This window comes from Acinetobacter corruptisaponis (assembly GCF_030053775.1).
Lineage (GTDB): Bacteria > Pseudomonadota > Gammaproteobacteria > Pseudomonadales > Moraxellaceae > Acinetobacter > Acinetobacter corruptisaponis.
Genome location: NZ_CP125669.1, coordinates 869,016 through 895,329 on the forward strand (window position 1 = coordinate 869,016; position 26,314 = coordinate 895,329).

Annotated in this window: 27 protein-coding genes, 1 tRNA gene and 2 pseudogenes; 12 read left to right on the plus strand and 18 right to left on the minus strand. The window is 40.9% G+C overall.

Going from position 1 to position 26,314, the window contains the following annotated elements:
* Positions 1-130: 130 nt before the first annotated feature.
* From QLH32_RS04275 to QLH32_RS04285, 3 genes are all read left to right on the plus strand, one after another.
* The gene (locus tag QLH32_RS04275) at positions 131-298 is read left to right on the plus strand and encodes a hypothetical protein (RefSeq protein ID WP_267979978.1); all 168 of its coding nucleotides are present in this window, start codon (positions 131-133) and stop codon (positions 296-298) included.
* A 168-nt stretch (positions 299-466) separates the two neighbouring features.
* The gene (fdxA, locus tag QLH32_RS04280; protein WP_004652744.1) at positions 467-796 is read left to right on the plus strand and encodes a ferredoxin FdxA; all 330 of its coding nucleotides are present in this window, start codon (positions 467-469) and stop codon (positions 794-796) included.
* Between the two features lie 126 nt (positions 797-922).
* A complete protein-coding gene (locus tag QLH32_RS04285) occupies positions 923-1,642 on the plus strand; it encodes a D-Ala-D-Ala carboxypeptidase family metallohydrolase (RefSeq protein WP_279961305.1) in 720 nt (239 codons plus the stop codon).
* Between the two features lie 37 nt (positions 1,643-1,679).
* Here the strand turns inward: QLH32_RS04285 and QLH32_RS04290 are convergent, their stop codons facing one another.
* Positions 1,680-2,183: a hypothetical protein gene (locus QLH32_RS04290; protein WP_283268282.1), complete on the minus strand. Its 504-nt coding sequence runs from the start codon at positions 2,181-2,183 to the stop codon at positions 1,680-1,682.
* Between the two features lie 159 nt (positions 2,184-2,342).
* On the opposite strand from QLH32_RS04290, the gene QLH32_RS04295 reads away from it, so the two are divergent.
* The 3 genes from QLH32_RS04295 (at position 2,343) to QLH32_RS04305 (ending at position 4,434) form a co-directional block, all read left to right on the plus strand.
* The gene (locus QLH32_RS04295) at positions 2,343-3,221 is read left to right on the plus strand and encodes an IS982 family transposase (RefSeq protein ID WP_283268283.1); all 879 of its coding nucleotides are present in this window, start codon (positions 2,343-2,345) and stop codon (positions 3,219-3,221) included.
* Positions 3,222-3,350: 129 nt separating this feature from the next.
* Positions 3,351-3,677 carry a helix-turn-helix domain-containing protein gene (locus tag QLH32_RS04300; protein WP_267979981.1) on the plus strand — a complete coding sequence of 109 codons (327 nt, stop codon included), beginning with the start codon at positions 3,351-3,353 and terminating at the stop codon, positions 3,675-3,677.
* 88 nt (positions 3,678-3,765) lie between these two features.
* Positions 3,766-4,434: an O-methyltransferase gene (locus QLH32_RS04305; protein ID WP_279961303.1), complete on the plus strand. Its 669-nt coding sequence runs from the start codon at positions 3,766-3,768 to the stop codon at positions 4,432-4,434.
* Positions 4,435-4,553: 119 nt separating this feature from the next.
* Here QLH32_RS04305 and QLH32_RS04310 read toward each other — a convergent pair whose 3' ends face one another.
* From QLH32_RS04310 to QLH32_RS04365, 12 genes are all read right to left on the minus strand, one after another.
* Positions 4,554-5,396 carry a universal stress protein gene (locus tag QLH32_RS04310; RefSeq protein WP_283268286.1) on the minus strand — a complete coding sequence of 281 codons (843 nt, stop codon included), beginning with the start codon at positions 5,394-5,396 and terminating at the stop codon, positions 4,554-4,556.
* Positions 5,397-5,515: 119 nt separating this feature from the next.
* Complete coding sequence (locus tag QLH32_RS04315; protein ID WP_283268288.1) at positions 5,516-6,127, minus strand: acyltransferase; 612 nt, start codon at positions 6,125-6,127, stop codon at positions 5,516-5,518.
* A gap of 88 nt (positions 6,128-6,215) precedes the next feature.
* Entirely contained in the window at positions 6,216-6,803 is a 588-nt protein-coding gene (locus tag QLH32_RS04320) for an IMPACT family protein (RefSeq protein ID WP_283268290.1), read from the minus strand.
* Positions 6,804-6,902: 99 nt separating this feature from the next.
* Positions 6,903-8,269 (minus strand): IS3 family transposase gene (locus QLH32_RS04325; protein ID WP_432442300.1). Its coding sequence is split into 2 segments (ribosomal slippage): positions 6,903-7,745 and positions 7,748-8,269, totalling 1,365 coding nucleotides; the frame shifts between segments, so codons are not numbered across the junction.
* An 83-nt stretch (positions 8,270-8,352) separates the two neighbouring features.
* Complete coding sequence (locus QLH32_RS04330) at positions 8,353-9,543, minus strand: HlyD family type I secretion periplasmic adaptor subunit (protein ID WP_279961370.1); 1,191 nt, start codon at positions 9,541-9,543, stop codon at positions 8,353-8,355.
* A gap of 22 nt (positions 9,544-9,565) precedes the next feature.
* Positions 9,566-11,689, minus strand: a complete 2,124-nt coding sequence (locus QLH32_RS04335; RefSeq protein ID WP_283268292.1) for a type I secretion system permease/ATPase — start codon at positions 11,687-11,689, stop codon at positions 9,566-9,568.
* Positions 11,686-13,173, minus strand: a complete 1,488-nt coding sequence (locus tag QLH32_RS04340; protein ID WP_432442307.1) for a TolC family protein — start codon at positions 13,171-13,173, stop codon at positions 11,686-11,688. The genes QLH32_RS04335 and QLH32_RS04340 overlap by 4 nt, the downstream gene beginning before the upstream one ends.
* Before the next feature lie 350 nt (positions 13,174-13,523).
* On the minus strand, positions 13,524-14,270 hold the full coding sequence (gene lptB / locus QLH32_RS04345; protein ID WP_283268294.1) for an LPS export ABC transporter ATP-binding protein: 747 nt from the start codon (positions 14,268-14,270) through the stop codon (positions 13,524-13,526).
* Entirely contained in the window at positions 14,270-14,818 is a 549-nt protein-coding gene (gene lptA, locus QLH32_RS04350) for a lipopolysaccharide transport periplasmic protein LptA (RefSeq protein ID WP_283268295.1), read from the minus strand. The genes lptB and lptA overlap by 1 nt, the downstream gene beginning before the upstream one ends.
* On the minus strand, positions 14,802-15,350 hold the full coding sequence (gene lptC, locus QLH32_RS04355) for an LPS export ABC transporter periplasmic protein LptC (RefSeq protein ID WP_283268296.1): 549 nt from the start codon (positions 15,348-15,350) through the stop codon (positions 14,802-14,804). The genes lptA and lptC overlap by 17 nt, the downstream gene beginning before the upstream one ends.
* Positions 15,351-15,390: 40 nt before the next feature.
* Entirely contained in the window at positions 15,391-15,930 is a 540-nt protein-coding gene (locus QLH32_RS04360; protein ID WP_004759691.1) for a KdsC family phosphatase, read from the minus strand.
* Between the two features lie 3 nt (positions 15,931-15,933).
* Complete coding sequence (locus tag QLH32_RS04365; protein WP_267979989.1) at positions 15,934-16,911, minus strand: KpsF/GutQ family sugar-phosphate isomerase; 978 nt, start codon at positions 16,909-16,911, stop codon at positions 15,934-15,936.
* Between the two features lie 337 nt (positions 16,912-17,248).
* Between QLH32_RS04365 and cysS the strand changes: the two genes are divergently transcribed.
* From cysS to QLH32_RS04395, 5 genes and pseudogenes are all read left to right on the plus strand, one after another.
* Positions 17,249-18,670 carry a cysteine--tRNA ligase gene (cysS, locus tag QLH32_RS04370; protein WP_283268298.1) on the plus strand — a complete coding sequence of 474 codons (1,422 nt, stop codon included), beginning with the start codon at positions 17,249-17,251 and terminating at the stop codon, positions 18,668-18,670.
* A 62-nt stretch (positions 18,671-18,732) separates the two neighbouring features.
* Positions 18,733-18,808 (plus strand) — tRNA-Gly (locus QLH32_RS04375).
* A 215-nt stretch (positions 18,809-19,023) separates the two neighbouring features.
* Positions 19,024-20,039: pseudogene (locus tag QLH32_RS04385) on the plus strand (tyrosine-type recombinase/integrase).
* 303 nt (positions 20,040-20,342) lie between these two features.
* Positions 20,343-21,221 carry an IS982 family transposase gene (locus tag QLH32_RS04390; RefSeq protein ID WP_283268303.1) on the plus strand — a complete coding sequence of 293 codons (879 nt, stop codon included), beginning with the start codon at positions 20,343-20,345 and terminating at the stop codon, positions 21,219-21,221.
* Between the two features lie 113 nt (positions 21,222-21,334).
* Positions 21,335-21,913 carry an acyltransferase gene (locus QLH32_RS04395; RefSeq protein ID WP_283268305.1) on the plus strand — a complete coding sequence of 193 codons (579 nt, stop codon included), beginning with the start codon at positions 21,335-21,337 and terminating at the stop codon, positions 21,911-21,913.
* Positions 21,914-21,977: 64 nt separating this feature from the next.
* On the opposite strand, the gene QLH32_RS04400 is transcribed toward QLH32_RS04395, so the two are convergent.
* The 5 genes and pseudogenes from QLH32_RS04400 to QLH32_RS04420 all read right to left on the minus strand — a co-directional run bounded on the left by QLH32_RS04400 (position 21,978) and on the right by QLH32_RS04420 (position 24,992).
* Complete coding sequence (locus QLH32_RS04400; RefSeq protein ID WP_283268306.1) at positions 21,978-22,502, minus strand: glycoside hydrolase family 108 protein; 525 nt, start codon at positions 22,500-22,502, stop codon at positions 21,978-21,980.
* Positions 22,499-22,834, minus strand: a complete 336-nt coding sequence (locus QLH32_RS04405) for a phage holin family protein (RefSeq protein WP_283268307.1) — start codon at positions 22,832-22,834, stop codon at positions 22,499-22,501. Before QLH32_RS04405 ends, QLH32_RS04400 begins: the two co-directional genes overlap by 4 nt.
* 68 nt (positions 22,835-22,902) lie before the next feature.
* The gene (locus QLH32_RS04410; RefSeq protein WP_283268308.1) at positions 22,903-23,235 is read right to left on the minus strand and encodes a Gp49 family protein; all 333 of its coding nucleotides are present in this window, start codon (positions 23,233-23,235) and stop codon (positions 22,903-22,905) included.
* A 214-nt stretch (positions 23,236-23,449) separates the two neighbouring features.
* A pseudogene (locus QLH32_RS04415) lies at positions 23,450-23,719 on the minus strand (terminase); the annotation flags it as partial.
* 577 nt (positions 23,720-24,296) lie between these two features.
* On the minus strand, positions 24,297-24,992 hold the full coding sequence (locus QLH32_RS04420) for a hypothetical protein (protein WP_283268310.1): 696 nt from the start codon (positions 24,990-24,992) through the stop codon (positions 24,297-24,299).
* Positions 24,993-25,170: 178 nt separating this feature from the next.
* On the opposite strand from QLH32_RS04420, the gene QLH32_RS04425 reads away from it, so the two are divergent.
* Positions 25,171-26,309, plus strand: a protein-coding gene (locus QLH32_RS04425; RefSeq protein ID WP_279960563.1) for an IS3 family transposase whose coding sequence is annotated in 2 segments (ribosomal slippage) — positions 25,171-25,429 and positions 25,429-26,309 — 1,140 coding nt in all. Because the reading frame shifts where the segments join, the coding sequence is not laid out codon by codon here.
* The last annotated feature ends 5 nt before the right edge of the window (positions 26,310-26,314 follow it).

Below are 26,314 nucleotides of genomic sequence, written 5' to 3' on the forward strand. Positions count from 1 at the left end.
AAAAATAAGCTCTATCTGTAATGATGGAGCTTATTTACACAGCCCTGCTAAAACCTAACAATTGCTCACCCACCATTTCCTAGAACAGTGCTATTTCTTTTAGTTACTATCCGTTAAAGAGGAAATCGTTATGTCACGTGGAGATAAATCTGCCTATACAGCAAAACAGAAAAGACAGGCGAAGCATATTGAGGAAAGCGAACTGGATCAAGGACGCTCTCAGGAAGATGCTGAACGTATTGCCTGGGCAACGGTCAATAAACAAGATGGCGGTGGGCTAAAGAAAAAGCATAAATAAGTCGATTGACCCTGTTGTTGAGACTTATTATCAACAAAAGTCATATAAATAAGTCCATTTCATTGATACGAATAATAAATATCAATAAAAGGAATTGTTTCTATCGGTCTTTTTTGCCTAAAATACGCTATTCAAAATGAAAACCATATTTTTTAGGTAGCTGCCGCCATGACATTTGTTGTCACCGAAAATTGTATTAAATGTAAGTATCAAGATTGTGTTGAAGTTTGTCCTGTAGACTGCTTCTATGAAGGCCCAAACTTCCTTGTAATCAATCCAGATGAATGTATTGACTGTGCATTGTGTGAACCTGAATGTCCAGCAAATGCGATTTTCTCGGAAGATGAACTGCCAGAAGGTCAGGAAGTATTTATTGAATTGAATGCTGAATTATCAGAAAAATGGGCAGGCAACAACATCACTCAAATTGGTGAACAACCTGCTGACCGTGAAGAATGGAACGGTAAGCCAGACAAGCTTCAGTATTTAGAAAAATAATCAAAAAGACCAGTTTCTACTGGTCTTTTTTATACCTGAATCACACATTTCTTTGCAATTGCATCATTATTCATGCGCTATTTTGCATTAAAATGATACACCTATCGTTTGTGAAATTTCTTTTTTATGATGCAAAATAAATTACAGGGCCTTTTTTCATTTTTTATCATCCCTGTGATGATGGTGGGTTGTGTCAGCTCGACCACCAAAGTGACCCAGAATAACAACATCGGAAAAAGAATTTATATTCCCCAGGAACAGGTCACCATTACCCGCCCTATTCCCAATAAGGTTGAACCTGCCTCTTACCGCATCTGGCTCAATCAGGGCGAGAACTATGCACGCGTTCGTGAATATGAACAGTTTTTAACACGCAACAATGTGGCGCATATTATTCCAAGTTTTGAATTACTGCGTACAGCACGGGACTGGCAAAAATGTGGACGCTCTGAATATATGGTGCCTAACCGTGAGTTATGGAACAACTCACTTTCAACCTTGCGTGTGTTTAAGTACCTAATTGCAGCCAAAATTTTGACAGATTTTGAAGTGACTTCGGTTTACCGTGATCTTCCCCTGAATCAATGCGCTGGCGGAGCAAGCTCTTCCAAGCATTTATTCAACTCGGCAATTGATTTCCGCATTGGCCCTGAATTTCCCCAACCTCAAGACTATGCATTTATTGAACAAACCAAATTTAAACTATGCCAGTTCTGGACCCAGCATGGTCAAAGTTTAAATCTGGGTGTAGGATTATACAGCTCTGGACAAATCCATATTGATACCCAGGGTTATCGTACCTGGGGGCCTGACCTAACCCGCAACAGTTCAATGTGTAATTTTTAGAGCCAGAAAAATGTTTCCTTTAAAGAAGCATTTTTATTTAATTGACGGTTTGTAGTTGTAACTTACCTCGGTCAAGCATTTTATTTCTTTTAATTTTATTGATACATGCAAAGATCATTTTATGGATCATTGTGGTGAGTTCCACCACATAGATATGATTCTGCTGCATCTTTTCGACAGCAAAACTCATCAGGATAAATCCCATGGTCATGGCTGGGTCCAAACCTGCCGCTGTTTTCTGATGGGAAAAATACAGGCTTAAATATTCTTGATAAGCGGCATATCGCTGCTTTAACTTAAGGGTAAAACTGGGATGATATTTTTCCCACATAATTTCAGTAAAATACCCCACTATCTTTTTTGCCTGTTCAGCAGACTGATATTTAAAAATACAGGCCACCACCACAGAATAGCAGAAACAATCCAGCTCATCTGTTTTGACTTGCTCTACCTTTAAATCGTATAAATCTTGCAGATAAGTTTTTTCTAAAGCATCAAACAATACTCTTGATTCTTCTTTATCCATTTTTTGGTTAACCATCCTATTCCCCTTTATTATCCTTAATGCATAGGCTTTATTCGGTATTACTTAAAGTAAGCTATTTATAGTAACCTGAATTACGGATAAGAAATTGACTTGAAAAAAAAGTAGTTAGAACAATTTAGAAAGTTACGACACAACCTAAAAGCTCTAACTACCATGTACGATTTTACAGAAATTTTTTATAGTGTTGATGATTTTTTCAAAAAGTTTGAACCTATCTATTGGCAATTCCTCAAACAGGAGAAGAAACGTCAACGTATCCGACAAGCCACACTCTCCTTGTCTGAAATTGTGACGATCTCCATTTGCTATAAAGCTTCTCAAATGCATAACTTTAAAGCTTTTTTCCAACTTCTATGTCAATATGAAAGCAGGTTGTTTAAAGAGTTACCTTGTTATAAAAATATACTTACTCTTATCAATCAACATCAGCTTGCGATTCATGCTTTGCATTATGCGTTAAATCAGCATAAGGAAGATTCATATCTATGGATTGATTCGACACCTTTGCCTGTATGTAAAAATAAAAGAATTCCTAAAGAACATCATGCTTTAGATGATATTGCTTCTCGTGGTAAAAGTTCTATGGGGTGGTTTTATGGTTGTAAATTACACCTGTTGATGAATCATCAAGGGGAGATTGTAAATTCAGATATCTCGAATGGACATATTGCTGATATTAGAAAGGTAGAAAAACTAGTTGATGGATTATCAGCAAGAGTCTATGGTGATCGGGGATATATCAGCCAAGCACTAAAAGAAACTCTTAAAGAGCAAGGCATTGATTTAATTACCTATCCTAGAAAGAATATGAAAGTTATGCTATTACCATTTTCTGATGAATTTCACTTACGTCAACGAAAAAGAATTGAAACGTTAATAGGTTTACTGAAAGAAAAATACCATTTGGTCACAGGAAAACATCGTTCAATTGCGGGTTTCTTATCAGGTGTATTTTCCTCTTTATGTGCTTATCAGCTTTGTCAGAAGAATAAGCCTCAAATTCATGTGGTTAATTCTTTGGCTTATCCGTAACTGGGGTTATAGTAATTTCATTATTTTAGTAAATCTCAAACGCCAAAAGTATTGTATAACAATACAAAAACCTTAATTTGTATTGTATTACAACACCTACTATTCCATAGGTTTTTATAACATCAACCTATGGATATAAGTCACGCAATACGATATATGAGAAAACAAAAGGGCTGGTCACAACAACAACTTGCGGATTTCTCTAACACTTCAAAAAGTAATATTTGCAATCTTGAGAATGGCAATCAAGGATATAGTCCTGCCTTGCTCCAATATTTGGCACAGGCATTTAACTGTTCCGTATCACAGATTTTCCTACTGGCTGAATATTTAAATGAGGGGCAGGTTCAACCAAACTGGCAACATATGCCGATAGATTTGTTATTTATTCAACTCCCGCCAGAAATTCAAAGCCATTTAAGGCAACTGATGTGTTCAATCATTGATAGCCAATAATTTACTTTTTTCATTTACAACGAATCAAATTGCACTCTGGATATAAATGTTTAAAATGCAGCTAACAGATTCATAGGTAAACCTGATTATGCAACAGATGTGGACAGACATTGATGAATATATCAATTCACATTTAATTCCCACTGATCCAAAACTTCAACATGCATTAGACAATACCGATCAGCAGGGTTTTTCTAATCATTTGGCTGTTGCACCTAATCAAGGTATGTTTTTACAAATGCTGATTCAGATGAATCAGTGCAAGCGCGTGTTGGAACTGGGAACTTTTGCGGCTTATAGCACCATTTGGCTGGCAAAGGCCTTACCTGAAGATGGTTATCTACTGACCGTTGAGGGACGTGATACCCACGTAATTCTGGCGCAGGAAAACATTGATTATGCCAATATGCCCACCACGATCGAACTGAAAAAAGGTCGTGGTGCAGATGTGATGAAACAACTGATTGCTGATGGCAGCGAAGCTTTTGATTTTATTTTTATTGATGCAGACAAACAAAGTTATCCTGAATATCTGGAGTTAAGTTTACAATTATCTCATTCAGGTACCATTATCGTACTGGATAATGTCATTCGTGCAGGTGCAATTCTGGATGAAAACAATAAGAAACCAAGCATTGAAGGTATCCGTGATGCCTTTACGGCATTAAAAGATCACCCAAAGCTTTTATCCTGTACAGCACTACAAACTGTTGGTTCAAAAGGCCATGATGGTTTTGCAATTGCGATTGTGAAATAGAGATTAAAAAACAACCTAAAAAATTTAATTATTTAATATCAACAATTTATATTTATACACAATGCTTTTCCATATAGTTATCCACAGTATTTGCGGATAACTATATGGAGAAAAATGAATTACTTAGCCACGAGCAAAGGCACATTGGCATTACGGAAAATTGTGGTGGTGATGCTACCCAGAAAGAATTGATGGATTTTACTGTGGCTGAAAGCCCCCAGCACAATCAACTGAATCTTATGCTCTGCCTGATATTCCAGAATATTTTGTGCCACATCGCCATAACGGTAGACAGATACAACCTCTATACCAGCATCCTTTAAATACTTTTCAGGTTCGGTCAGCATTTCAGGATGGTCACCAACATAAAGTAAGTGACATTGCAGTGTTTTCAATAAATCACTTTGGGCAATGCGTTGCAGCATTTTTTGACAGGTCGGTGAATATTCATAGGCAAAGATAAAACGTCTTGGTGCTTCAAAATGCTCGCCTACCGTAATTACTGTACAGTTTGCACCACGAATAAAGTTTTCCACGTTACTGCCAATCGGCTTATTCTTCTCGGCCGCCCGTTCACCCACACGCCCAATAATGACAACATCATTCTCTTTTAAAATATTAAAGCTCTGTTCAAGAAAATCTCCTTTTTCCTGAATCTTGGTACTGGTTAAACCATATTGTTTTTCGATCAGCTCAGAAATATGTTTCAGTAAGTTATTACTGTAGTCGAGTGCGAGTTCGCTTTGCTTTTGCTCAAGTTCGGCCAGCTCCTTGAGCAGCATGGCATTACTTTCAAAACCAATGACACCGCTGATTTCACCTAAATGATAGCTTGCTGGATAATAGTCCAGGATTTGCAACAGTACTAATTCTCTTTGCGTTTGCTTCGCCACCCATGCGGCTGCTTCAGCGACAGCCTCAATACAGGGTGAAGAATCAATACATGCAATGACACGGTTCATGTTCGCCTCTCTTTAGGTTTAACACCTTAGGTCTTGTACTTGTTTTTAACTTAACACAGATAAAACCAGGATAGGTTAAATTTATGTATCGAATCTTCTGAACTTTTTCATGCTATTTCTTATTTTCGATATCGAATAAAGCGAGCTGGATTACCTGCAACAATGGCATGCTTTTTAATGTCTTTAGTCACCATACTGTTCATTCCAATGACGGCATGATCGCCGATTGTCACACCATCCTTAATCCCCACATTTGCCCCCAGCCAAACATCCTGTCCAATCTCAATGCCTTTTGAAGTCACTGCCTGTTGGTAAATCGGACGCTCTAAATCCATACCATGATCAAAGGCATATAAATGGCTATAGGCCGCGATACGCACCTGATCATGCAATTTAATGCCAGCACGTCCACCCTCTAAAATACAGTGGTGATTGATTGCCACTTCACTGCCAATCTGCAACGGCCCATGCAAAGTGCAATCCGCCGCAATAAAGGTGTTGTCACCAATGCTAATCTTTCGCCCACGCTCTGCAAAAATATGCGCTAAAGGAGAAATAAAACAGTTCTTTCCAATCTCCACCGTTTCCATTTCCATCAGGTAGGCTTGATATTCCGCCTGCCATTGTTCCGCCCATTCCCGATGTTTGGGTTTCAATGACCAATATAGCCAGGGCATATAATTTAAACGATGTTTATGCTGTTCCCGATACTTCAATAATGGATCAGTCATCTACAGATTCCTCAACAATCTTGACCTGCTCACGTCCTGAGAATAAGGAACACTGTTCCGCAGACTCGCAAGAGAGGGCGTGCAAACACTATTCATCCAATACACGTAATTGCTCACGCCCTCTAGTCACGTCCTGAAGTTTATGCCTGAGTGGTTCAATTTGATGAATTTGTAGACGTGCCTCAATCATGACACCATTTTCAGTATAACTTTCCTGATATTCAATCTGTTGCTGCATCAACTCATACTGGATAATGGCCCATTCATTAAACAGGCAGGCAAACTGTATTGTTTTTTTCTCAATTAGCTCAATTTTCTCAGCCAACAGCAAGCATTGTCCAGCACAGCCACCATAAGCCCGTACCAGTCCACCTGTGCCAAGCTTAATTCCGCCATACCATCGGTTGACCATGACAATCACATTGGTTAAATCATTGCCCTCAATCGTCGCTAGAATTGGTCGCCCCGCTGTTCCAGAGGGTTCACCATCATCATTAAAGCGTACATGGTGTCCAATCTTCCACGCCCAGCATTGATGAGTGGTTGAGCTATCCTTGGTCTGCTCTAAAAAGACCTTGACCTGTTGTTCATTTTCAACAACCGCAGCAATCGCCTGAAAACGACTTTTTTTAATTTCTTCCTCGAAAGTAACCGTATGGGCAATGGTGAATGGCATAAAAATCTAAATAAAAGCAAAAAAGAAATTATAGCTTTTTACAGCCCAAATAAAAAATCCTCGCGGTGTGATCTGACCCCAATAAGTTGGACAGTTTGATTAAGTGGTTTTTAAGGACTGAGTTCTGTACTGTACAGGACTCAGTCCTTTTAGTTTCACCTTGATTCGATCATGGTTGTAATAGTGGATGTATTTTTTCACGACTTGTTCCAGTTCATCAATGGATTTAAATTCTTCTCCATAAAAACACTCTGATTTCAGTATTCCAAAGAAGCTTTCCATAGAGGCATTATCTAAACAATTTCCTTTACGTGACATACTTTGTGTTAAGCCATTCTGTTTCAATTGTTGTTGATAATAATGCATTTGGTATTGCCATCCCTGATCTGAATGGATTATCGGTTTGTCATCAGGTTTTAGTTTATTTATAGCTTTCTTGAGCATATCTTTCACCAATCCAAATACTGGTCTGCGTTGAATATGGAAGGCTATGATTTCGCCATTAAATAAATCCATGACTGGTGATAGATAAAGCTTCTCTCCCCGAACGTTGAACCCAGTCACATCAGTTACCCATTTCTGGTTGGGCTGTTCTGCCTTAAATTGACGTTGTAATACATTGTCTGCAATCTTGCCCACTTGTCCTTTGTAAGAGCGATATTTCGTGGCTCTGATACGTGATTTAAGTTGCATAGACTGCATCAGCCGTTGAACACACTTATGGTTGATCACCAAACCTAAATTCCTCAAGGCAAGGGTAATCCTGCGGTAACCATATCTTCCTTTATGTTGATGATAGATTATCCTGATTTTCTTTTTCAAATCATAATCTTGATCTTCGTGTTTATATATTTGCACATGGTAATAGTAAGTACTGCGTGGCATCTTGGCTGCATGTAATAAATGCTTTAATGGATAGGTTTGCCTTAATCCTGATATAAGTCCTGCAATCGCTGCTGCTCCGCAGCTTCTTTTGCTTCCTGTTCCAGCCTTAAGGCTTTCAGCTTTTTTAAAAAGGCATTCTCTGCACGTAAATATGCTAATTCTTCGAGTAACTCTTTTTGGGTTTTATCTTGGTCTGCCTTAGAGAGTTTGATCGGTTTAGGCATAAGTTTGGTTCGCCCTTTAGGCTTCGGTTTTAAGCCATCTATACCTTGCTCTCGATATTGGCGCAACCAATTAAATATCTGTGAGGGGCTTTTAAGGTCGAATTTAATCATTGCTTCCCGAGCGGATAAACCATCTGTTTGAACCGATTCCATCACTGCCAGTTTAATTTCAAGAGAAAGTACCCGATGTCTTTGTTTTTCAGAAAAAGCTGCTTCACCGTTTTTATTATATTGAGCTACCCATTGGCGAACGAGACTTTGGTCAATATTAAAAAACTTAGAGGTTGTTGGATAACCATAACCTGATAAGTAATGCTGAACAACTTTCAGTTTTAACGCTTTGCTGTATTTAGCCATTAAAAAGCACCCTTCAAATTAGACTAAGAGTGTCCAACTTTCGGGGTGCAGTTCAGGTGTGCGAGGATTTAAACTAGAAGCGCTTATCGCTCACGCAATGCTTCCTTGGCCTTGTTAAATGGTTTAAGCAGGTAATCCAGAACTGTTTTCTGTCCAGTGCGAATATCCACGGTTGCCACCATACCTGGGGTGATGCTAAAGGCTGTGCCAGCCTTGTTATATAAGCGGTCAGATTCCGTACGAATGTAAACCCGATAATAGAACTGGTCCTGTTTCACTTCATCACGGATGGTATCTGGTGAAATCACGGTGACCTTGCCATGTAAACCACCATAAATTGCATAGTCATAGGCGGTGATCTTTACCAGTGCTTCCTGTCCAGGACGGATAAAGGCAATATCCCTTGGTGAAATACGTGCCTCAATCAGCAGCTTGTCCTCTAATGGCACGATGGTCATTAACTTACCATTTTGAGGAATGACACCACCTAATGTCGTTACATCAATCTCTTTTACCACACCTCTTACAGGTGCTTTAAAAACAGCCCGCTGTAAACTGTCATTTCGGCCTTTCACCACCTGTTGCTGGGTTTGAATATCGGTATTTGCCTTGGAAAGCTCCTCACGTGCCTTTACATAATATTCATTGCGGGTGTCATTGATTTTATTTTGTAAATCATTTGCCTCACGTTTTAAACGCAAAACTTCAACTTCACTCGCCGCACCTTTGGCAACTAGAGGCGCTGTCATTGCCAGCTCCTGCTGTACCAGTTTCAGTGCCTGTTGATTGCCTGCAATCGACTCTTCAAGATTGGCACGGCGTGAACGATAAAGTGCTGTTTCTTCCTGTACCAGTTTGGGTTCTTTTAACACTTCTTCAGGAAAAGCCAGTGGGGTTCCATTTACTTCCGCACGTAGGCGTGCAGCAGTGGCTTGTGCAGAGGTCAGCAAGGATTGGGACTCTCCCACATTTGAGGCAAGACGTGTTGGGTCTAGCTGGGCAAGTACCTGTCCCTTTTCAACCACATCTCCTTCCTTAACCTCAAGCTTGGTTAAAATACCGCCCTCAAGAGATTGAATGATCTGTTCCTTGGAAGATGGAATCACTTTCCCCGTACCCGTTGAAACCTCTTCCAAATTAAATAACCATGCCCAAACGAACAGTGCCACCAAACCAATTCCAACCAGCCAAACCACCAAAGTTGAACGTGGTAACTTAGGTTCCTTATAAGTCACATTCATGGGACGACTATTCGTTTGTTGTTGCTCACTCATGAATTTTCCTCTTTATTATTTATTAAATTATTTTTTGTTTTATTGCTGTTTGCTTCAAGACTTGATCAACAGGTCCATCCATGACAATCTTGCCATCATTCATAACAATAATACGGTCAACCAGTTCCAGTACGGCGCGGCGGTGTGTTGCCACAATTAGGGTACGATAGCCCAACCAACTTCTTAAATGATCAATCAGTTGTTTTTCAGCCACATCATCAATCGCGGCAGTTGGTTCATCCAGTAACAGGATATTCGGCTGGCGAATCAATAAACGCGCCAATAACAGTGCCTGCCGTTGACCACCAGAAAAACCAACACCACCCTCTAGTACCAGATGGTCCAGCCCCTCTTTCTTTTCATGTACAAACCCCAGTGCTCCCGTAACTTTCAATGCCTTTAAGATATCTTCGTCACGAGCCAGTGGCGCACCCAAAGTCAGGTTTTCACGGATTGTTCCATAAAACAGATGTGCATTCTGATTTAACAGCCCCATGTCACGGCGAACATCGGCGGGATCAATCAGGCTAATATCCAGATCATCCAGATGAACCGAACCAGAATTAGGGAACTGCATTGCGGAAAGAATCTGCAATAGTGTGGATTTACCCGCACCGTTGCGGCCTAAAATTGCAATGCGTTCACCTGCCCGTATTTTAAGTTGCTGAATGGCCAGACTTGGTCTTGGGTCATCTTCAGAATACTGAAACATTACATTCTTGAGTTCATAATCGCCATGTAAGGCTTCCTTATGAACCAAATGGGCATGATCAGCCTGATCAACAGGTTTCTTCATTAGCTCATCAAGGCTTTTCTTGGCCACTTTTGCCTGCTGGAAACGACCCAATATGCCTGTCACCTGTGAAATCGGAGCCAGCATACGTGAGGAGAGAATAGAACAGGCCACCAAGGCACCCGTTGTCATTTCCCCAGCCATGACGGCAAAACAACCGACCAGTACCACAATTGCATAGGTCAGCCCCTGAATTTTCTGTGTCCAAGCCGTCAATACGCCCACAATTTTGCGTTGCTGCATACTGATGTCAGCAGACACCTCATTCATGTGGTTCCACTGGTTCTGAAAACGGGATTCTGCACGTAGTAACTTAATATCCTCAATACCCTGTACAGCCTCAACCAGAATGGCATTACGGATTGAAGATTCCCGCATTCCCTCCTGCGCAAGTTTAGCCAGTTTCTTCTGCACCAATAAACCAGGTACAATCATTAAAGGTACAACCAGCAACATCACCCAGAACAGGTTGCCACCAATCAGCGCAAAAATAACCAGAAACAGGAAGAAGAATGGCAGGTCTGCGATAGCGCCCATGGTGGTTGAGGTGACCAGCTCACGAACACCCTCCAACTCACGAATCTGGGAAATGAAAGTACCTGTAGACTTGGAACGTTCACTGTTCTTGATTCTGAGCGCATGGCCAAAGACCTGATCTGAAATACGCAAGTCAGCACGCTTACCAATAATGTCAGATAAGTAAACCCGTGAAATACGCAGTACAAACTCAAAAATTGCGGCAATCAGCACACCGCCTGCAAGTACCCAGAGCGTTGGAATGGATTGCGATGGAACGACTCGGTCATACACCTGCATGGAGAAAATAATGGTTGCCAATGCCAAAATATTTGCAATCATTGAAGCAAACATAATGTCAATGTAGCGCTTCCAGTCCTGAAGCACAATTGACCAGAACCAGCTCGCCTTATAAGGCTTGATATATTCATCAACACGGGCATCAGGAACAGATTTTTCAGGGCGCAATACATACACATTTTTAACAATATGCTTGAGCGCGCCCACCGCAAACTTTTGTGATAAACCGTGATCTCCACTTAACTGGATACTGACATGCCCAGAAGCATCGGCCTTATCAATAACACCGACCTGCCCATCTGCAAGTTCCACCAAGACAGGTAAACGCCAGGGGTTCACCACATCATCGCTAAACTTGACCCGTCTTAAGGTCAACCCCACCTGACGGCTGATTAAAACCAGCACCTCATCAAGGTTCTGGTTTTGGTTCCAGTCCAGTTGTAGACGAATCCGCTCTTCCGATGGTTCTATCCGATAATGTTTGGCAATGGCCAGGATCGCTTGCAACCACGGCTGATAATTTATTGTTGTAATCATTGTCGTACCTCGAACCCTTGAATTTTAATATTATTCAGGTCATAGGCTTGGCGAGAACGCCCTGTGGCTGCAATATATTGGGCTATACTACTATAGATATCGTAACGTGCCGTTTCCGCTTCTGAATTTGCGCTATGGATGGCTTGTTCAGCATTCAGCAAATCGACCAGTGTACGTGTTCCCAGTTTATATTGTTCCTGATAAAGCTCACGTGTGCGGATCGTAATTGCCTGTTGTCCAGCCAACACCTGCATCTGACGTTGCTTATTTTCAATTTGTTCTCGACTGGTTCTGATCTGATCCAGCACTTTTAAATAAACCGCATTTACCTGAGCTCTGGCGGCCTCTTCCGCAAAACTCGCTGCCCTGACTTTTGAGGCAGTCGCCCCGCCCTGATAAAATTGGCTGCTCGCTTCCAACATAATAGCACTATCAAAGCCACCATCTTTATCATTATTTGGATTGCGGCCATGCAATGCCTGACTAAGTTCGCCCTTTACAGACAGTGTCGGATAATTACTGACCTTTGTCTGTAATTTTTGATTACGCGCAACCTCAATGCCAGCCTGAGCCGCAATCATTTGAGGAATGGTGTTGAATTGGGGTTCAGCATATAAGTCAGACTGTCTCACCAAATCCTCTGGAATGGCCCACTGTGTGTTTCTCGTATCAAAACCCAACAGGGTATATAAATGCTGCTGGTATTGACTCAGTAGGGATTGCTGGGCAATCAAGGCCGACTGGGCCGACTGCAAATAGGACTGGGCCTGTACAGGATCGGCCTGACTGCTGATGCCAGCCCTTGCCCTGAGATTCGCCATTTCCTGAATACGCTTAATACCTGCGATCTGCTGATTGGCAATCTGTATAAGCTTCTGATAGCGTTGAATATTAATAATGGTTTGTGCCACATCCAGTGAAATGTCGTCAATCTTGACCAACACATTGGCCTGCTCCACAAACACCTTGGCTTTCTCGGTATCCACACCTGACCTGACCTTGCCAAAGTCATACAACATTTGTGCCGCACTAAGTGTCAGCAACTGCTCACCACGGCTGCCTTTCTTGCCTAGGTTGCCTGTACTGACACCCCCAGAAAGTTGTGGATAATAACCTGCCTTGGCGACATCAATATTGGCGTTCTGCGCCGCTAACGTAGCAAGTGTCTGGGAAATATCTGGATTTCTCTCTACCGCAATTTGCACTGCCTCTTTAATGCCTTTTCGCTGATTCTGCCAAAAGGCTGATGGGTTGGGAACTTGTGGGCGACCTGATCCAACCGTAGGAAGATCACCTCCCAATGAAGAATCGACTGAAAAGTTGCTCAGCTTTTGCATCTGGGCAACTTTATATTCATCATTGCTTTGAGGTACAAAAAGCTTTGATAAATTATTTTTTAAGGAATGATATTGTTCGCTGGGGGTTGCTGCATGTGTGACGGGTACGATTAGGGTTGCTACACAAAGTAACCACTTATAATCCATACTTGTTTTACACGTTCCATGATTTAGTTTTATATCGTTCTTTAATTTCATATTCTTTTCGTATTGTTATCATTTAAGCACATTCATTTTAATCATTTTCTTGCAGAAAGCACCATGTTTTAAGTCATAAATCCCCCTTGGATAACTGTTTATTTTTGTAAAGTAGTTCACACTTTTCTCAGAATAGTATTTAAATGAATACAGCATATTTAAAGTAAAGTTAATAATAATTATCCATATAATACAATAAATTATGTTTAATTAAAATAACAGGCACCTGATCTGTTATTTATTTTTTCTTATAAAAAAAGAACCCGCAGGTTCTTTAGGATATAAACAACTGTTCAAATTTAAACCACAAAATCGTCGCCCAAATACACTTTACGCACCTGTTCATTATCCAGAATTTCCAGTGGAGTGCCTTCAGCAATCACCGATCCTTCACTCACGATATAAGCCTTTTCACAAATGGCCAAAGTCTCACGCACGTTATGATCGGTAATCAACACCCCAATACCACGTTCTTTTAGGGTTTGGATAATATCCTTAATATCACCCACGGAAATCGGGTCAACCCCTGCAAATGGTTCATCCAGCAGCATAAACTTCGGATCAGCAGCCAATGCACGCGCAATTTCAGCCCGACGGCGTTCACCACCAGACACACTCATACCCAGTGAATCCTTAATATGATTGATCTTGAAATCATTTAAAAGCTCAGTCAGGCGTTGCTGGCGCTGCTGCTTATTCAGGTCTTTACGTGTCTCCAGAATCGCCATAATGTTTTCAGCAATGGTCAACTTTCTAAAGATAGACGCTTCCTGAGGTAAATAGCCAATTCCCTTACGTGCCCGCTCATGCATTGCCAGATCGGACAGGTCAAGATCATCGAGGTGAATCTCGCCCTTGTCCATACGCACCAGACCAACGACCATATAGAAACTGGTGGTTTTCCCCGCACCATTCGGCCCAAGCAGTCCGACAATCTGACCACTTTGCATGGTAAAAGAAACATCTTTCACAACCCAGCGCTTGCTATAGTTCTTCGCCAAATGCTTAATGCACAATGTCTGTGGTTGCTGACCTGACTGTTCCATTAATCACGTGCCCCTGGAAAGCTTTTTGAACTTGATGGTGGAATGATAATCTGAACACGATTGGATGATGAGCCCTGCGCCTCAACATCGCCCTTGTTCATACTATATTTCAAACTGTTACCACGAATACTGGAGCCATCCTGATAGAGATAGGCATTGCCAGTCAGGGTGATAATCCCTGTGTCTGCGTTGTAGACAATATTCTGCGCCTCACCACGTGCCAACCCCTTGTTGGCTTCCATTTGCTGCTGAAACTTGGCGGGTTTACCTTTAGCGGTAATGGTCTGAATCTCGTTTTTACTGCTCAGTGTGGCAACCAGCGAGTCCGCCTGAAGCTTCATGGTGCCCTGTTCGATCACCACATTGCCCGTATAGGTGGTAATACCCGTTTTACTATTATAAGTCGCGTTTTCAGCCGCCAGAGAAAGCTGTTGGTTACGGTCTGACGGTAAAGCAAAACTTGAGGCAGAAGAGAGTGCAACCACCGCAACACAAGCCACCTGTTTCAGGAAAGATGAACGATACTGGGGATTAAGGTTTTGGCGCATACTTTCCTCGAACTTTGAAAAATTCATATTGACCCTGATTTAGGTCTGCTTTTAGTCCCTGACTCACAAACTCAGCCGTTGGTGACTGCACAATGACCTGATGCTGCGTTTCCAGTTGTCTGGTTTTCGGATAGCCTGTAAGTTCATCAGTATGAAACTCCATTTTACCCTGTTCAGATAATTGTGTCGCAACCACATCTCCAGTCAGGACCACTTTGCTATTGTCATCGTAACCATTTGCCTGTTTGGCAAAAAAGGTCGCATCAGGCTTGCCCTGTTTGTACATCACCGCATTGAGCTGATCAAGCTGCGATGTTTTCTGTTGCATATCCTGCTGTAATTGCTTTATTTCCGCACGAATATATAAATTCCCCTGCTCATCTGTTTGTGTAAGATGAACGCCCTGTGCTGAATATGTGATATTTTTAGCTGAATCAACTTCCAGCTTTTTTGCCTTGCCGCTGTAATAGTAATAGCCGCCACTGATCGCAGCAACAATTACAGCAACAACATATAAAACCTTGGTATCCATAAACAGGGTTACCTAACCTTGGGGGAGTTCAATACTGATATTAATGTGGTACAGCCAGGTATTTTGCAAGTAGCTCTTGGTAAACACCTTTTGCCATCAGCAACATATCACAGGCCTCACGTACCGCCCCACGTCCACCCATCGCCTGGGTGACCAGATTTGCACGGCGGCGCACTTCCTCATGCCCATTGGGCACGGTAATGCTCATGCCTGCAATTGCAAACGCAGACAGGTCAGGCCAGTCATCACCCATATAGACACAGTCCTCAGGCAGGATATTGAGCTGTGCACAGGCCTCACGCAATGCCACACCCTTATCCTCACGTCCCTGAAACACCAGATCCACGCCCAAGTCAGACATTCGCTTTTCAACAATCTGGCTTTTACGTCCAGTGATAATAATCACTTTCATGCCCGCCTGCTGCACCAGCTTCATTCCCAAGCCATCACGGATATCAAATGACTTGATTTCATCACCAGAGTTGGTCAAAGTCACAAAACCATCACTTAGAATGCCATCCACATCCAGCACCAATGCCTGTAAATGACGCGCTTGCTCTAAAAGTGCATACGATGCCATGGCTTAATTCACTCCTGCTTCAATCAGATCATGCATGCTAATCACCCCAATCACTTTATGGGCATCATCAACAACAACAAATTGGTTAATCTTTTTCTCATGCATTTTTTCCAACACTTTGACAGCACGAACTTCCTGCGAAATTGTCATCGGGTTTTTGGTCATCACCGCAGAAACAGGCAGGTTAATGTCAAAACCCTGTTGATGGTCAATCATACGACGTAAGTCACCATCGGTGAAAATACCTAACAGAATGTCATTTTCATCCACCACCGTAGTTAAACCCAGACGCTTTTCGGTAATCTCAAACAGGGTTTTATTCATCGGCGTATCAGGAGTTACCTTTGGCAACTCTGCACCTGTGTGCATTAAATGTTTCACATGCAGAAGCAAACGCTTACCCAGAGCACCAGCAGGATGGGAACGGGCAAAATCGTCTGCGGTAAAGCCTCGTGCTTCCAGCAACGCAACCGCTAAAGCATCCCCTAGAACCAGTGTTGCGGTGGTACTTGATGTAGGCGCCAAACCCAGTGGGCATGCTTCATCTGCCGCGCCCAGCGTCAGGGCAATATCGGCATTCTGTGGCATCGGCCCCTTGTCATCACGGCTAATGGTGATTAAAGGCACTTCCAAGTGTTTAATCAATGGCATCAGCATCATAATTTCATCACTCTTGCCTGAGTTTGAAATTGCAATGAGTACATCACCACGTACCAGCATGCCCAGATCGCCATGTCCCGCCTCGCCAGGATGCATAAAGAATGAGGGTGTACCTGTGGAGGCAAAGGTTGCTGCCATTTTGCGGCCAATATGACCAGATTTACCCATTCCTGTAACAACCACACGCCCCTTGCATTGCAAAATGACTTCACATGCACGGTCAAAGCGTTCATCAATTTGTGTTGCAAGCACTTCTATCGCTTGTTGTTCAATGCGCAAAGTTTCTAGCGCACTTTTTTGGAAATTTATCGTTTGTGACATGCAGGTTTAGCTCAAAATAATATGCGATCTATTGGAGATAGATGATTGTAATCAAAAGAATGATCGAGATTCTAGCATAACTATAAGTTATGCACGTTTCTAAAATGTGTAAGATTCTTGGGAAAATGGAGAAAAATAAAGATCAATGAACCGCAAAATCCAGACGCTGATAGCTCTACACTAAAACCCATGTTTCAAGAACAAGGATAACATCCCATCCCAAACAACATAATCATTAAAATTGATCTGGCCCATTATTTTTTGCCCGATAACTTTATGAAATACAATGCATACGTTATGATGAATAACGATTTTTGTAGAGTGTTTGAAAACCCTTATGCAACCTTTTGTTCTATATAATTCTGAGCAACGTAAAAAAGTTGAATTTGTGCCACGCAAAGAGGGACAAATCGATATGTATGTCTGTGGTATGACGGTTTACGATTACTGTCATATTGGACACGCTCGGGTTATGGTTGCATTTGACTACATCATCCGCTTTTTGCGTAGTCAGGGCTGGAAAGTTCGCTATATCCGCAACATTACTGATATTGATGACAAGATCATTGCCCGTGCCAATGAAAATGGTGAAACCATCCAGCAACTCACTGCACGCTTTATTGATGCAATGAATGAGGATGCAGCCAACCTCGGCTGTGTACCACCCGATGAAGCACCAAAAGCAACTGAATATATTGACCAGATGCAAAGCATGATTGGTACGCTGGTGGATAACGGTACAGCCTACCCTGCTGCTAACGGTGATGTTTATTTTGAAGTGACCAAGTTTGACAAATACGGTCGCTTGTCAGGCCGTAAGCTTGAGGATATGCAGGCGGGCGCCTCTGAACGTGTCGATGTCGAAGTTGAAAAGAAACATCCTTTTGACTTTGTGCTTTGGAAACACGCCAAGGAAAATGAACCTGCATGGGCTTCACCTTGGGGCAATGGTCGTCCAGGCTGGCATATTGAATGTTCTGCGATGTCGACCTGCTGCCTGGGCAATCATTTTGACATTCACGGTGGTGGTTCAGACTTGATGTTCCCGCACCATGAAAATGAAATTGCCCAAAGTGAGGCCTCAACAGGCGAACAGTATGTGAATTACTGGATGCATGTGGGTTTCATTAATGTCGATGGTGAGAAAATGTCTAAGTCCTTAGGCAACTTCTTTACCATTCGTGATGTAATGGAAAAATTCCATCCAGAAGTGATCCGTTACTTTATTGTGTCATCACACTACCGTAGTCCAGTCAACTTCTCTGACTTTGCCTTGAAAGAGGCGAAAACCGCACTCAGCCGTTTTTATCATTCATTTAAAGCCTACCAGCAAATGTATGGGCAAAAAACAGTTAAGACTTTAGAGCAACGTTTTGTTGAACGTTTTAATACCGCAATGCGGGATGATTTTAATACTGCGGAAACAATGGCAGTTTTATTTGAGCTAAATAAAGAGTTAAACCGTGCTGTTAAGGAAGAAATTGCTGAACATGCCACCATTCTCTACTCAACCTTACGCTATTTAACCAATATTCTTGGCTTGGTTCAGCATGATGTGGATGAGTTTTTAAAATCGGATATTGGTCAGGAAGCACTTTCCCTTTCTGACACAGAAATTGAAAACTTTATCCAACAACGTGTTGATGCTAAAAAAGCCAAAGACTTTGCTCAGGCGGATGCCATTCGCCAGTCTTTATTGGATCAGGGTGTTGTGCTTGAGGATACCCGTCAGGGAACGATTTGGCGACGTGCTGATTAAATCAACACTTAGCAACATAGAGAGTTGACAGTTTGATGAAACTCTCTATAATGCGACCTATTGCGGGAATAGCTCAGTTGGTAGAGCATAACCTTGCCAAGGTTGGGGTCGCGAGTTCGAGTCTCGTTTCCCGCTCCAAGATTTTATTTAATAAAATCAGTAAGCTACAAGGAATTAATAAGCCTTGTGGCTTGTTTTTTATTGTCGATGGGTCAGCTATAGTGGATCATATTTACTATATTTCGCATTAAAAAACGCTTTATATTTCCGCAGCGACACCAAAAAAGTTAGGGTATTTTGCCTTTTTCTGAATTTTGGTGCTGCTGCGACACCATGAAATTTGGAGTGTTAAAATGCAAAAACCTGTCAAACGCGGCAACGCTTGGCGTATTGTTGTACGTCACAACGGATTACGTTATTCAGCCACCAGAGACACTGCTCATGAATGTGAACAGTGGGCTGCAAAAAACTATTAGAACTTCAAGCTAGTCCTGATCAAACGACTAAACCTGATAAGGTTCACATATCTTTCTACGCCCTATTCGAACTTTATTACAACGAATCTGGCAAAAATAAGAAAAGCCAAAAGTTTATTGATCAGCAATTGAAATTGTTGAGAAAGCAATGGGGTACTTCTGCTGACCTGTCTATCCATGATTTAAGCCCACAAATCGTTAAGGACTGGCGCGACAAACGTTTAAAAGCAGTAAAACCTGCAACCGTCAGTAGACAATTCGCAGTCTACAGTGCTGCGTTTAACTATGCTCGTAAAGAACTGTTCCTAACCAAGGAAAATCCTTTTAAAGAAGTCAACAGGCCTCCTGAGGCACAGCCTAGAAACCAGCGTGTTAGCAGAGAGGATGAAGAAACCATTATAGCTGGCTTGAAATATCAGCGCGGCCAAGTCCCAACAAAACAAATGCACTACGTTGCCTGGGCTTTTCTATTTGCACTTGAGACCGCAATGCGACGCGGTGAAATTATAGGTATTGAAAAAAAGAATGTTTATGATGATTTCATTCGTTTGACAGATACTAAAAACGGTAAAAGACGTGACGTACCTTTAACCAAACGTGCCAAAGAATTATTAGCCTTGCTTGATACTCCTGAGCACGACCCTAGATTGATTCCCCATAATACGAATTCATTTAGGCTGATTTGGCAACGCAATCTAACCCAAACGGGTTTGGTTGGAAAAATCCGTTTCCATGACACACGGCACGAAGCGATTACCAGATTCGTGCATAATTATAAATTACCACTGGAAATATTGTCGAAAATTACTGGGCATGAAACCATTTCCATTCTGGTGAACACATACTACAACCCGACCGCAACCGAAATAGCCCGAATGCTTGATGCAGCCTGAAATAAAAAGCCCCTCTTAGTTGGGGCTATAAAAACATTCCACTTAACTTTACTATTGAGTACAATTAATCAATATTTGTTAGAGTGCAAAGTAAAAATGTTACACAACGTTGAGGGTAATTATTCTGATGAAAATGGGAATTTAATACACGCACCAACAAACTTAAAAAATGTGCGCGTAGAATTTAAGGGAAAAAACAATAAGCTTATTATTAACCTGAATTACGGATAAGAAATTGACTTGAAAAAAAAGTAGTTAGAACAATTTAGAAAGTTACGACACAACCTAAAAGCTCTAACTACCATGTACGATTTTACAGAAATTTTTTGTAGTGTTGATGATTTTTTCAAAAAGTTTGAACCTATCTATTGGCAATTCCTCAAACAGGAGAAGAAACGTCAACGTATCCGACAAGCCACACTCTCCTTGTCTGAAATTGTGACGATCTCCATTTGCTATAAAGCTTCTCAAATGCATAACTTTAAAGCTTTTTTCCAACTTCTATGTCAATATGAAAGCAGGTTGTTTAAAGAGTTACCTTGTTATAAAAATATACTTACTCTTATCAATCAACATCAGCTTGCGATTCATGCTTTGCATTATGCGTTAAATCAGCATAAGGAAGATTCATATCTATGGATTGATTCGACACCTTTGCCTGTATGTAAAAATAAAAGAATTCCTAAAGAACATCATGCTTTAGATGATATTGCTTCTCGTGGTAAAAGTTCTATGGGGTGGTTTTATGGTTGTAAATTACACCTGTTGATGAATCATCAAGGGGAGATTGTAAATTCAGATATCTCGAATGGACATATTGCTGATATTAGAAAGGTAGAAAAACTAGTTGATGGATTATCAGCAAGAGTCTATGGTGATCGGGGATATATCAGCCAAGCACTAAAAGAAACTCTTAAAGAGCAAGGCATTGATTTAATTACCTATCCTAGAAAGAATATGAAAGTTATGCTATTACCATTTTCTGATGAATTTCACTTACGTCAACGAAAAAGAATTGAAACGTTAATAGGTTTACTGAAAGAAAAATACCATTTGGTCACAGGAAAACATCGTTCAATTGCGGGTTTCTTATCAGGTGTATTTTCCTCTTTATGTGCTTATCAGCTTTGTCAGAAGAATAAGCCTCAAATTCATGTGGTTAATTCTTTGGCTTATCCGTAACTGGGGTTATTATTAAAGAAAATAGCAAGATAAGTAATAGTAGAATAATTTTTGTTGCTGATAACGGTGTATGTGTTGTTGGTGATAACTGCAAATGGGTTGGGGCTGTGCGGGTGGGTATCGACTGTTTTGTCCTTTTAGGGAGCCGTGTCACATGCACAAATCCATCAGTTATCTACACTGCTGAAAGAACTTTCGCTATCATCGGTGATGATGTAATGATTGCAACAAAAGTGTATTTCAGATGCGAAGACTCGCATGCAATTTATGATGTTGAATCTGGCGATAGAGTTAATCCATCTAAAAACATCATTATTGGTGAGCATGTGTGGCTGGCTGACGAAGTGGGCATTTTACCAAACACATCCATTGGTGAGGGGTCCATAATTGGAACAAGAGCACTAGCAAAAGGTAACTACCCGAACAATACATTAATTGTCGGAATGATTGCTAAAGTTGTTAAACATGATGTAGTTTGGGAAAGAGCGCATACAGCATTAACACAGCCGCTATTTAAACATAATGCTAAAGCTCAAAATTTAGATATATCAAAACAGGCATGGAATAAAACGGATGTAAATAGAAAAAAAATTGTTATTGGCGAGAAAGCATACAAACTTTTAAATGAATACATACATCTTGTTCCGCAATTTGATTTTTCACAAGTATGTATGCATGATGAAGTAAACTAACAGAATATAATTAAAATAAAAAGTGCTCACAATCAATGATGAGAGTGAGCGCTGACAATTCACTTCAATTATCGACTGCTGCGTATCTAAGTTGCCCTGCGACACGATTTGTCCAGCCTTTGCCATAACTGGGCCATGTCGATAGTTTTGTGTAGTACGTTAGGCGCTCTGCATTAAACCTCATCAACACGTCATTTAAATCAGTACTGTTAATTACTTGCAGCGTGACTGGCCCAATAATTCCGTCATCAGCAACACCTACAGCACTTTGTAATTTACGCTTAGCTGTAGCCATGCCAGCGTTAATAGCAAAGTCCCACACTTGAAATACAATTGCTGGATTAATGCTGTTTGCGTTAAGCGCATCCCACCAATCCCGTTTGTAGATATTTTTGGCCTGTGCCAAAGTCAGGTTTTTAATATCAAGTTGCGGATAGGTCATTGCTGAAATGCCGTATTTCGTGCCTTTTAATTGACCTTTCCCGATAATGCCAGTGGTCCAGTTACCACGATCATTTTTATCGTTTGTGAAGTTTCCCTCATGCCCAATCAAGCGCTCAAAAGCCTGATCAAAAGTTAATTTGCTCATTGAATCTTCCCTCCACTAATAACTGACTTCCAGATCAACACGAAAGTATCAATTGCCTTACCGCCCAAATGCCCCGCTATGCCTGCCAGAACTCCAATCAGTACCAGTGGCATTTCCCAGTAAATACAAAGCAAAACCGTAATGATTCCAGCAAATGCACTGACAATTAATTCACCTGTCAAACGCCAGAAAACAACGCTCAGCGGCTGTGGCTCTTTTGCTTGATTAAGCCGTCTAATAAATGCGACCAGACCGCCAAACATAGATAACGCAATGATCCAACCGTATGTTATTAATCCTGCCAAGATTTCTTTAATTGTAATTTTGTCCACATTGCACCCAATAAAAAACTCTACGCCTTGACGTAGAGTTTTATTGAATAGTGAATAATTAGCGAACCTTACAGGGGGATACGGGCATTTTCATACGCAACCTTGCGGCCAATCTCAGCATCAAAGTTTTCGGGGCTTATACATGCTGATTCGCCTGTGACGGTAAAGCCGTTTTTAAGGACAAGAACACAGAAAGTTAATAGTTCAAGTTGATGTGGTACAGGTAAGACAGTATCGGGTGTGCTATGTGGGTCATAACAGGGATTCGCTCGATAACCATCAGCAGCAGTAAAATAATGCTCGCTAAGAATCACACCATCAATATGTTCAGGCATTAAACGCGGTGCATTTAAACCTTTGCCCTGAATTTCCTGCTCGATTTGTTGTTCAGTGCTAGACATTAGATAAAACCTCAATAAAAAAGACAGTCGTTTTGACTGCCTTAGTATTGGGTAATTGTGAGAATTAACCTTGCCCTACAGGGGGTAATTAAAATCACATCAAACTTGTTTTTTAAAATTAATTAGTTAGAATCCTTTTGCCCGATAGGATATTAGGCACTCTGATCTGCTTGTTTATGAGGTCGAGTCAAGATACTTCAGGATAGAAGTAATACACAACTACCATATCCTTTGCATAATAGTTACCATCCTTGGCAACCTGAAACGCTTCTTCAGGGAATGATGGATATTCCTGCCAAGTCTTTGCCTGATCTCCTTTAAGATCATTATCACGGGTTACGACATACCAGGCACGCTGATCAGGATCAATGTGACAAGAGACACCCATTGAATCTTTTACTTTTTGCTCTAACTCATCAAAATATTCATGGTCAGCAGCAGAGATAATGATTGCTGATGCGTCTAAACGATATTTTGGTTTCTGAATAGCTACAGCATCAAAGAATTCAATACATCCTTCATCAAGGAACTGATTGAGCATCTGTTGTAAATTTTGCTGCAAATCTTTATTGGTGAGTTCTTCTACTTCCTCAATTAATTTAGCGAAAAGATTCCGTGACCGAGAAATGTCTCTACGGTGCGCAATGCGCACCTGCGCAATTGCCCTCGCATTTTCCTCTATCGTTTCTTCTTCTGATATATCAAAGTCTTGGCGTTCATCGTAGATAGTGCGCAATTCTTCCGAATGCACTGATTTGCTGCGCACCTGATTGCGCACCGTGTCCTTTCTTACGATTTCATCGGCTACATCATTGATCGTCTGGTTGAGGTCACGTTGCCAGCCATACTTGGCTGCACGCTTGCGAATCGTGTTATCGCTTTTAATGCCATGTTCACTCGCGATCTGGCGCAAACTCTTAATACCAGCACGATAATCTAGCTCTATCTTTTTCCAGTCGGGAGTTACTTTATCAGACATGATCACTATGCTCTTTCAATAGCATAATGATCAGTGAGTTAGATCAGTGAAGTCGAACCTTATAGGGGTAATATATAAATGTTTATTGAAAATTGAAGTCATTTAGATAAGTTACTCCAACGGAGCGCGTAATTTCTAAATTCTTAGGTAAGGCACTCATAGCGTTTAGCATTGTACGCATAATATTGATAAACGCATTCAAACACCAATTTGCGAAAACAGAGGTATCAATTGCATCAATCCATGACTGATATTGATTAACGTGTTTGAAATAATCCTTTGATTTCTGTCTATAAAATGGTTTCAGACAATCTGGATAATTATAACTACCCAAGGTCACTAATTGAGATCTTGGATGTGTTAGAGCATTTCTTAAATTAATCAAAGTACAATAATCTTGATATACTTTATCGCCTTTATTCCATTGTTTACCTGTACATACTTCAATAATAGTATTTATTTTTATAAAAATTTGTTTTCTCTCAGATTCCTGAGTACGCAATGTATTAATCAAATCTTTTTCTACTTTAGGTAAACCTACAAAGTATGAAACACTCCCTCTAGTCAAAATTGATTTTTGATTTTCCTCTTGTCTTTTATCATGTTTCTCTTTTGCCTGAATTAATTTTGTTCCAATCTCTATATATTCATTTACAAAAGCTTCCATGCTTGCTGAACATAATTGAATAACAATGCAACTTTGGCCCATCCTTGCAGCTTCTTTAGCTCTATTAAATAAACCAACTGATATTGACGGTAAAAAATGAGGCTGGTCCATTTTTATATAATTCCTAGAAAAAATTATATATATTTTAAAATTCTTAGTTTAGCAACGTTTTAAATTTTCAATCAATGTGGACTGCCACCACTCTCCTAGACAAATATCGTCTATTCTTGGACTGCCACCACTCTCCTAGACAAATATCGTCTATTCTTTTTGCATAGGAGAGAACATTATGAGTGGACAACGCTATACCCCAGAATTTAAAGATGAAGCTGTTAAATTGATTACTGAACGTGGATATTCTGTCAGTGATGTGGCAGAACGTTTAGGTGTATCACAACACAGTATTTATAAATGGCTTAAAGCTGTACATCCATTACACAACAATCATGATGAACATGAACTGCTTGAAGCAAAGAAAGAAATCCTACGCCTTAAAAGTCAGCTTAAACAGACTGAAGAGGAACGAGATATCTTAAAAAAGGCCGCAAGGTACTTTGCAAGCCTGCCCGAGTGAAGTATCAATTCATCCTTGAATACAGCCATCAATTTAAGATTAAAACGATGTGTCGGGTATTAAAGATCGCTCGCGCTGGCTATTACGCTTGGCTACATGAACCTGAATCAAGTAGAACCCTTGAAGACAAGCGTTTATTACAGCTCATACGTTCTTCTTATGATGCTAGCTATGGTATCTATGGTTACCGACGAATTACTTTAGACCTTAAAGAATTAGGTGAAGGCTGTGGTCCTAATCGTGTACTGAAGATCATGAAAAACAATGGTATTACAGCTGTACGAGGGTATAAGAAACATAAAAGCTATGGTCGAGGCCGTCCTCAGATTGTGCCACCCAACCATTTAAATCGACAGTTTGTCGTAAATACTCCAGACACCTCTTGGGTGACTGATATTACTTACATCCGCACATGGCAAGGCTGGTTATATCTGGCTGTGGTTCTCGATTTATATTCAAGGAAAGTCATCGGTTGGTCAATGAAACCTACGCTTGCTAAGGATATCGTTTTGGATGCACTTCTTATGGCAGTATGGCGACGCAGACCCAATGAACCTGTGATCATACATTCAGACCAAGGCTCACAATACAGCAGCGGAGACTGGCATAAATTCTGTCAAAAGCATAACTTGATTCCCAGTATGAGTCGCAGAGGAAACTGTTGGGACAATGCTGTTGCAGAATCCTTTTTTAGCAGCTTAAAGAAAGAAAGAATTAAAAAGAGAATCTATAAAACTCGAGAAATGGCGCGTGCAGATGTGTTTGATTACATCGAGATGTTTTACAATCGGATTAGGCGCCATTCGCATCTCGACGGAATGAGCCCAGAAGCATTTGAGGCAGTTTCAAAATGAGACTA

Bases quoted from the DNA above. Each gene is read 5' to 3' on its own strand.
- QLH32_RS04275 (WP_267979978.1), top strand. From the start codon at position 131: ATGTCACGTGGAGATAAATCTGCCTATACAGCAAAACAGAAAAGACAG.
- fdxA (WP_004652744.1), top strand. From the start codon at position 467: ATGACATTTGTTGTCACCGAAAATTGTATTAAATGTAAGTATCAAGAT.
- QLH32_RS04285 (WP_279961305.1), top strand. From the start codon at position 923: ATGATGCAAAATAAATTACAGGGCCTTTTTTCATTTTTTATCATCCCT.
- QLH32_RS04290 (WP_283268282.1), bottom strand. From the start codon at position 2,183: ATGGTTAACCAAAAAATGGATAAAGAAGAATCAAGAGTATTGTTTGAT.
- QLH32_RS04295 (WP_283268283.1), top strand. From the start codon at position 2,343: ATGTACGATTTTACAGAAATTTTTTATAGTGTTGATGATTTTTTCAAA.
- QLH32_RS04300 (WP_267979981.1), top strand. From the start codon at position 3,351: ATGGATATAAGTCACGCAATACGATATATGAGAAAACAAAAGGGCTGG.
- QLH32_RS04305 (WP_279961303.1), top strand. From the start codon at position 3,766: ATGCAACAGATGTGGACAGACATTGATGAATATATCAATTCACATTTA.
- QLH32_RS04310 (WP_283268286.1), bottom strand. From the start codon at position 5,396: ATGAACCGTGTCATTGCATGTATTGATTCTTCACCCTGTATTGAGGCT.
- QLH32_RS04315 (WP_283268288.1), bottom strand. From the start codon at position 6,127: ATGACTGATCCATTATTGAAGTATCGGGAACAGCATAAACATCGTTTA.
- QLH32_RS04320 (WP_283268290.1), bottom strand. From the start codon at position 6,803: ATGCCATTCACCATTGCCCATACGGTTACTTTCGAGGAAGAAATTAAA.
- QLH32_RS04330 (WP_279961370.1), bottom strand. From the start codon at position 9,543: ATGAGTGAGCAACAACAAACGAATAGTCGTCCCATGAATGTGACTTAT.
- QLH32_RS04335 (WP_283268292.1), bottom strand. From the start codon at position 11,689: ATGATTACAACAATAAATTATCAGCCGTGGTTGCAAGCGATCCTGGCC.
- QLH32_RS04340 (WP_432442307.1), bottom strand. From the start codon at position 13,173: ATGGATTATAAGTGGTTACTTTGTGTAGCAACCCTAATCGTACCCGTC.
- lptB (WP_283268294.1), bottom strand. From the start codon at position 14,270: ATGGAACAGTCAGGTCAGCAACCACAGACATTGTGCATTAAGCATTTG.
- lptA (WP_283268295.1), bottom strand. From the start codon at position 14,818: ATGCGCCAAAACCTTAATCCCCAGTATCGTTCATCTTTCCTGAAACAG.
- lptC (WP_283268296.1), bottom strand. From the start codon at position 15,350: ATGGATACCAAGGTTTTATATGTTGTTGCTGTAATTGTTGCTGCGATC.
- QLH32_RS04360 (WP_004759691.1), bottom strand. From the start codon at position 15,930: ATGGCATCGTATGCACTTTTAGAGCAAGCGCGTCATTTACAGGCATTG.
- QLH32_RS04365 (WP_267979989.1), bottom strand. From the start codon at position 16,911: ATGTCACAAACGATAAATTTCCAAAAAAGTGCGCTAGAAACTTTGCGC.
- cysS (WP_283268298.1), top strand. From the start codon at position 17,249: ATGCAACCTTTTGTTCTATATAATTCTGAGCAACGTAAAAAAGTTGAA.
- QLH32_RS04390 (WP_283268303.1), top strand. From the start codon at position 20,343: ATGTACGATTTTACAGAAATTTTTTGTAGTGTTGATGATTTTTTCAAA.
- QLH32_RS04400 (WP_283268306.1), bottom strand. From the start codon at position 22,502: ATGAGCAAATTAACTTTTGATCAGGCTTTTGAGCGCTTGATTGGGCAT.
- QLH32_RS04410 (WP_283268308.1), bottom strand. From the start codon at position 23,235: ATGTCTAGCACTGAACAACAAATCGAGCAGGAAATTCAGGGCAAAGGT.
- QLH32_RS04420 (WP_283268310.1), bottom strand. From the start codon at position 24,992: ATGGACCAGCCTCATTTTTTACCGTCAATATCAGTTGGTTTATTTAAT.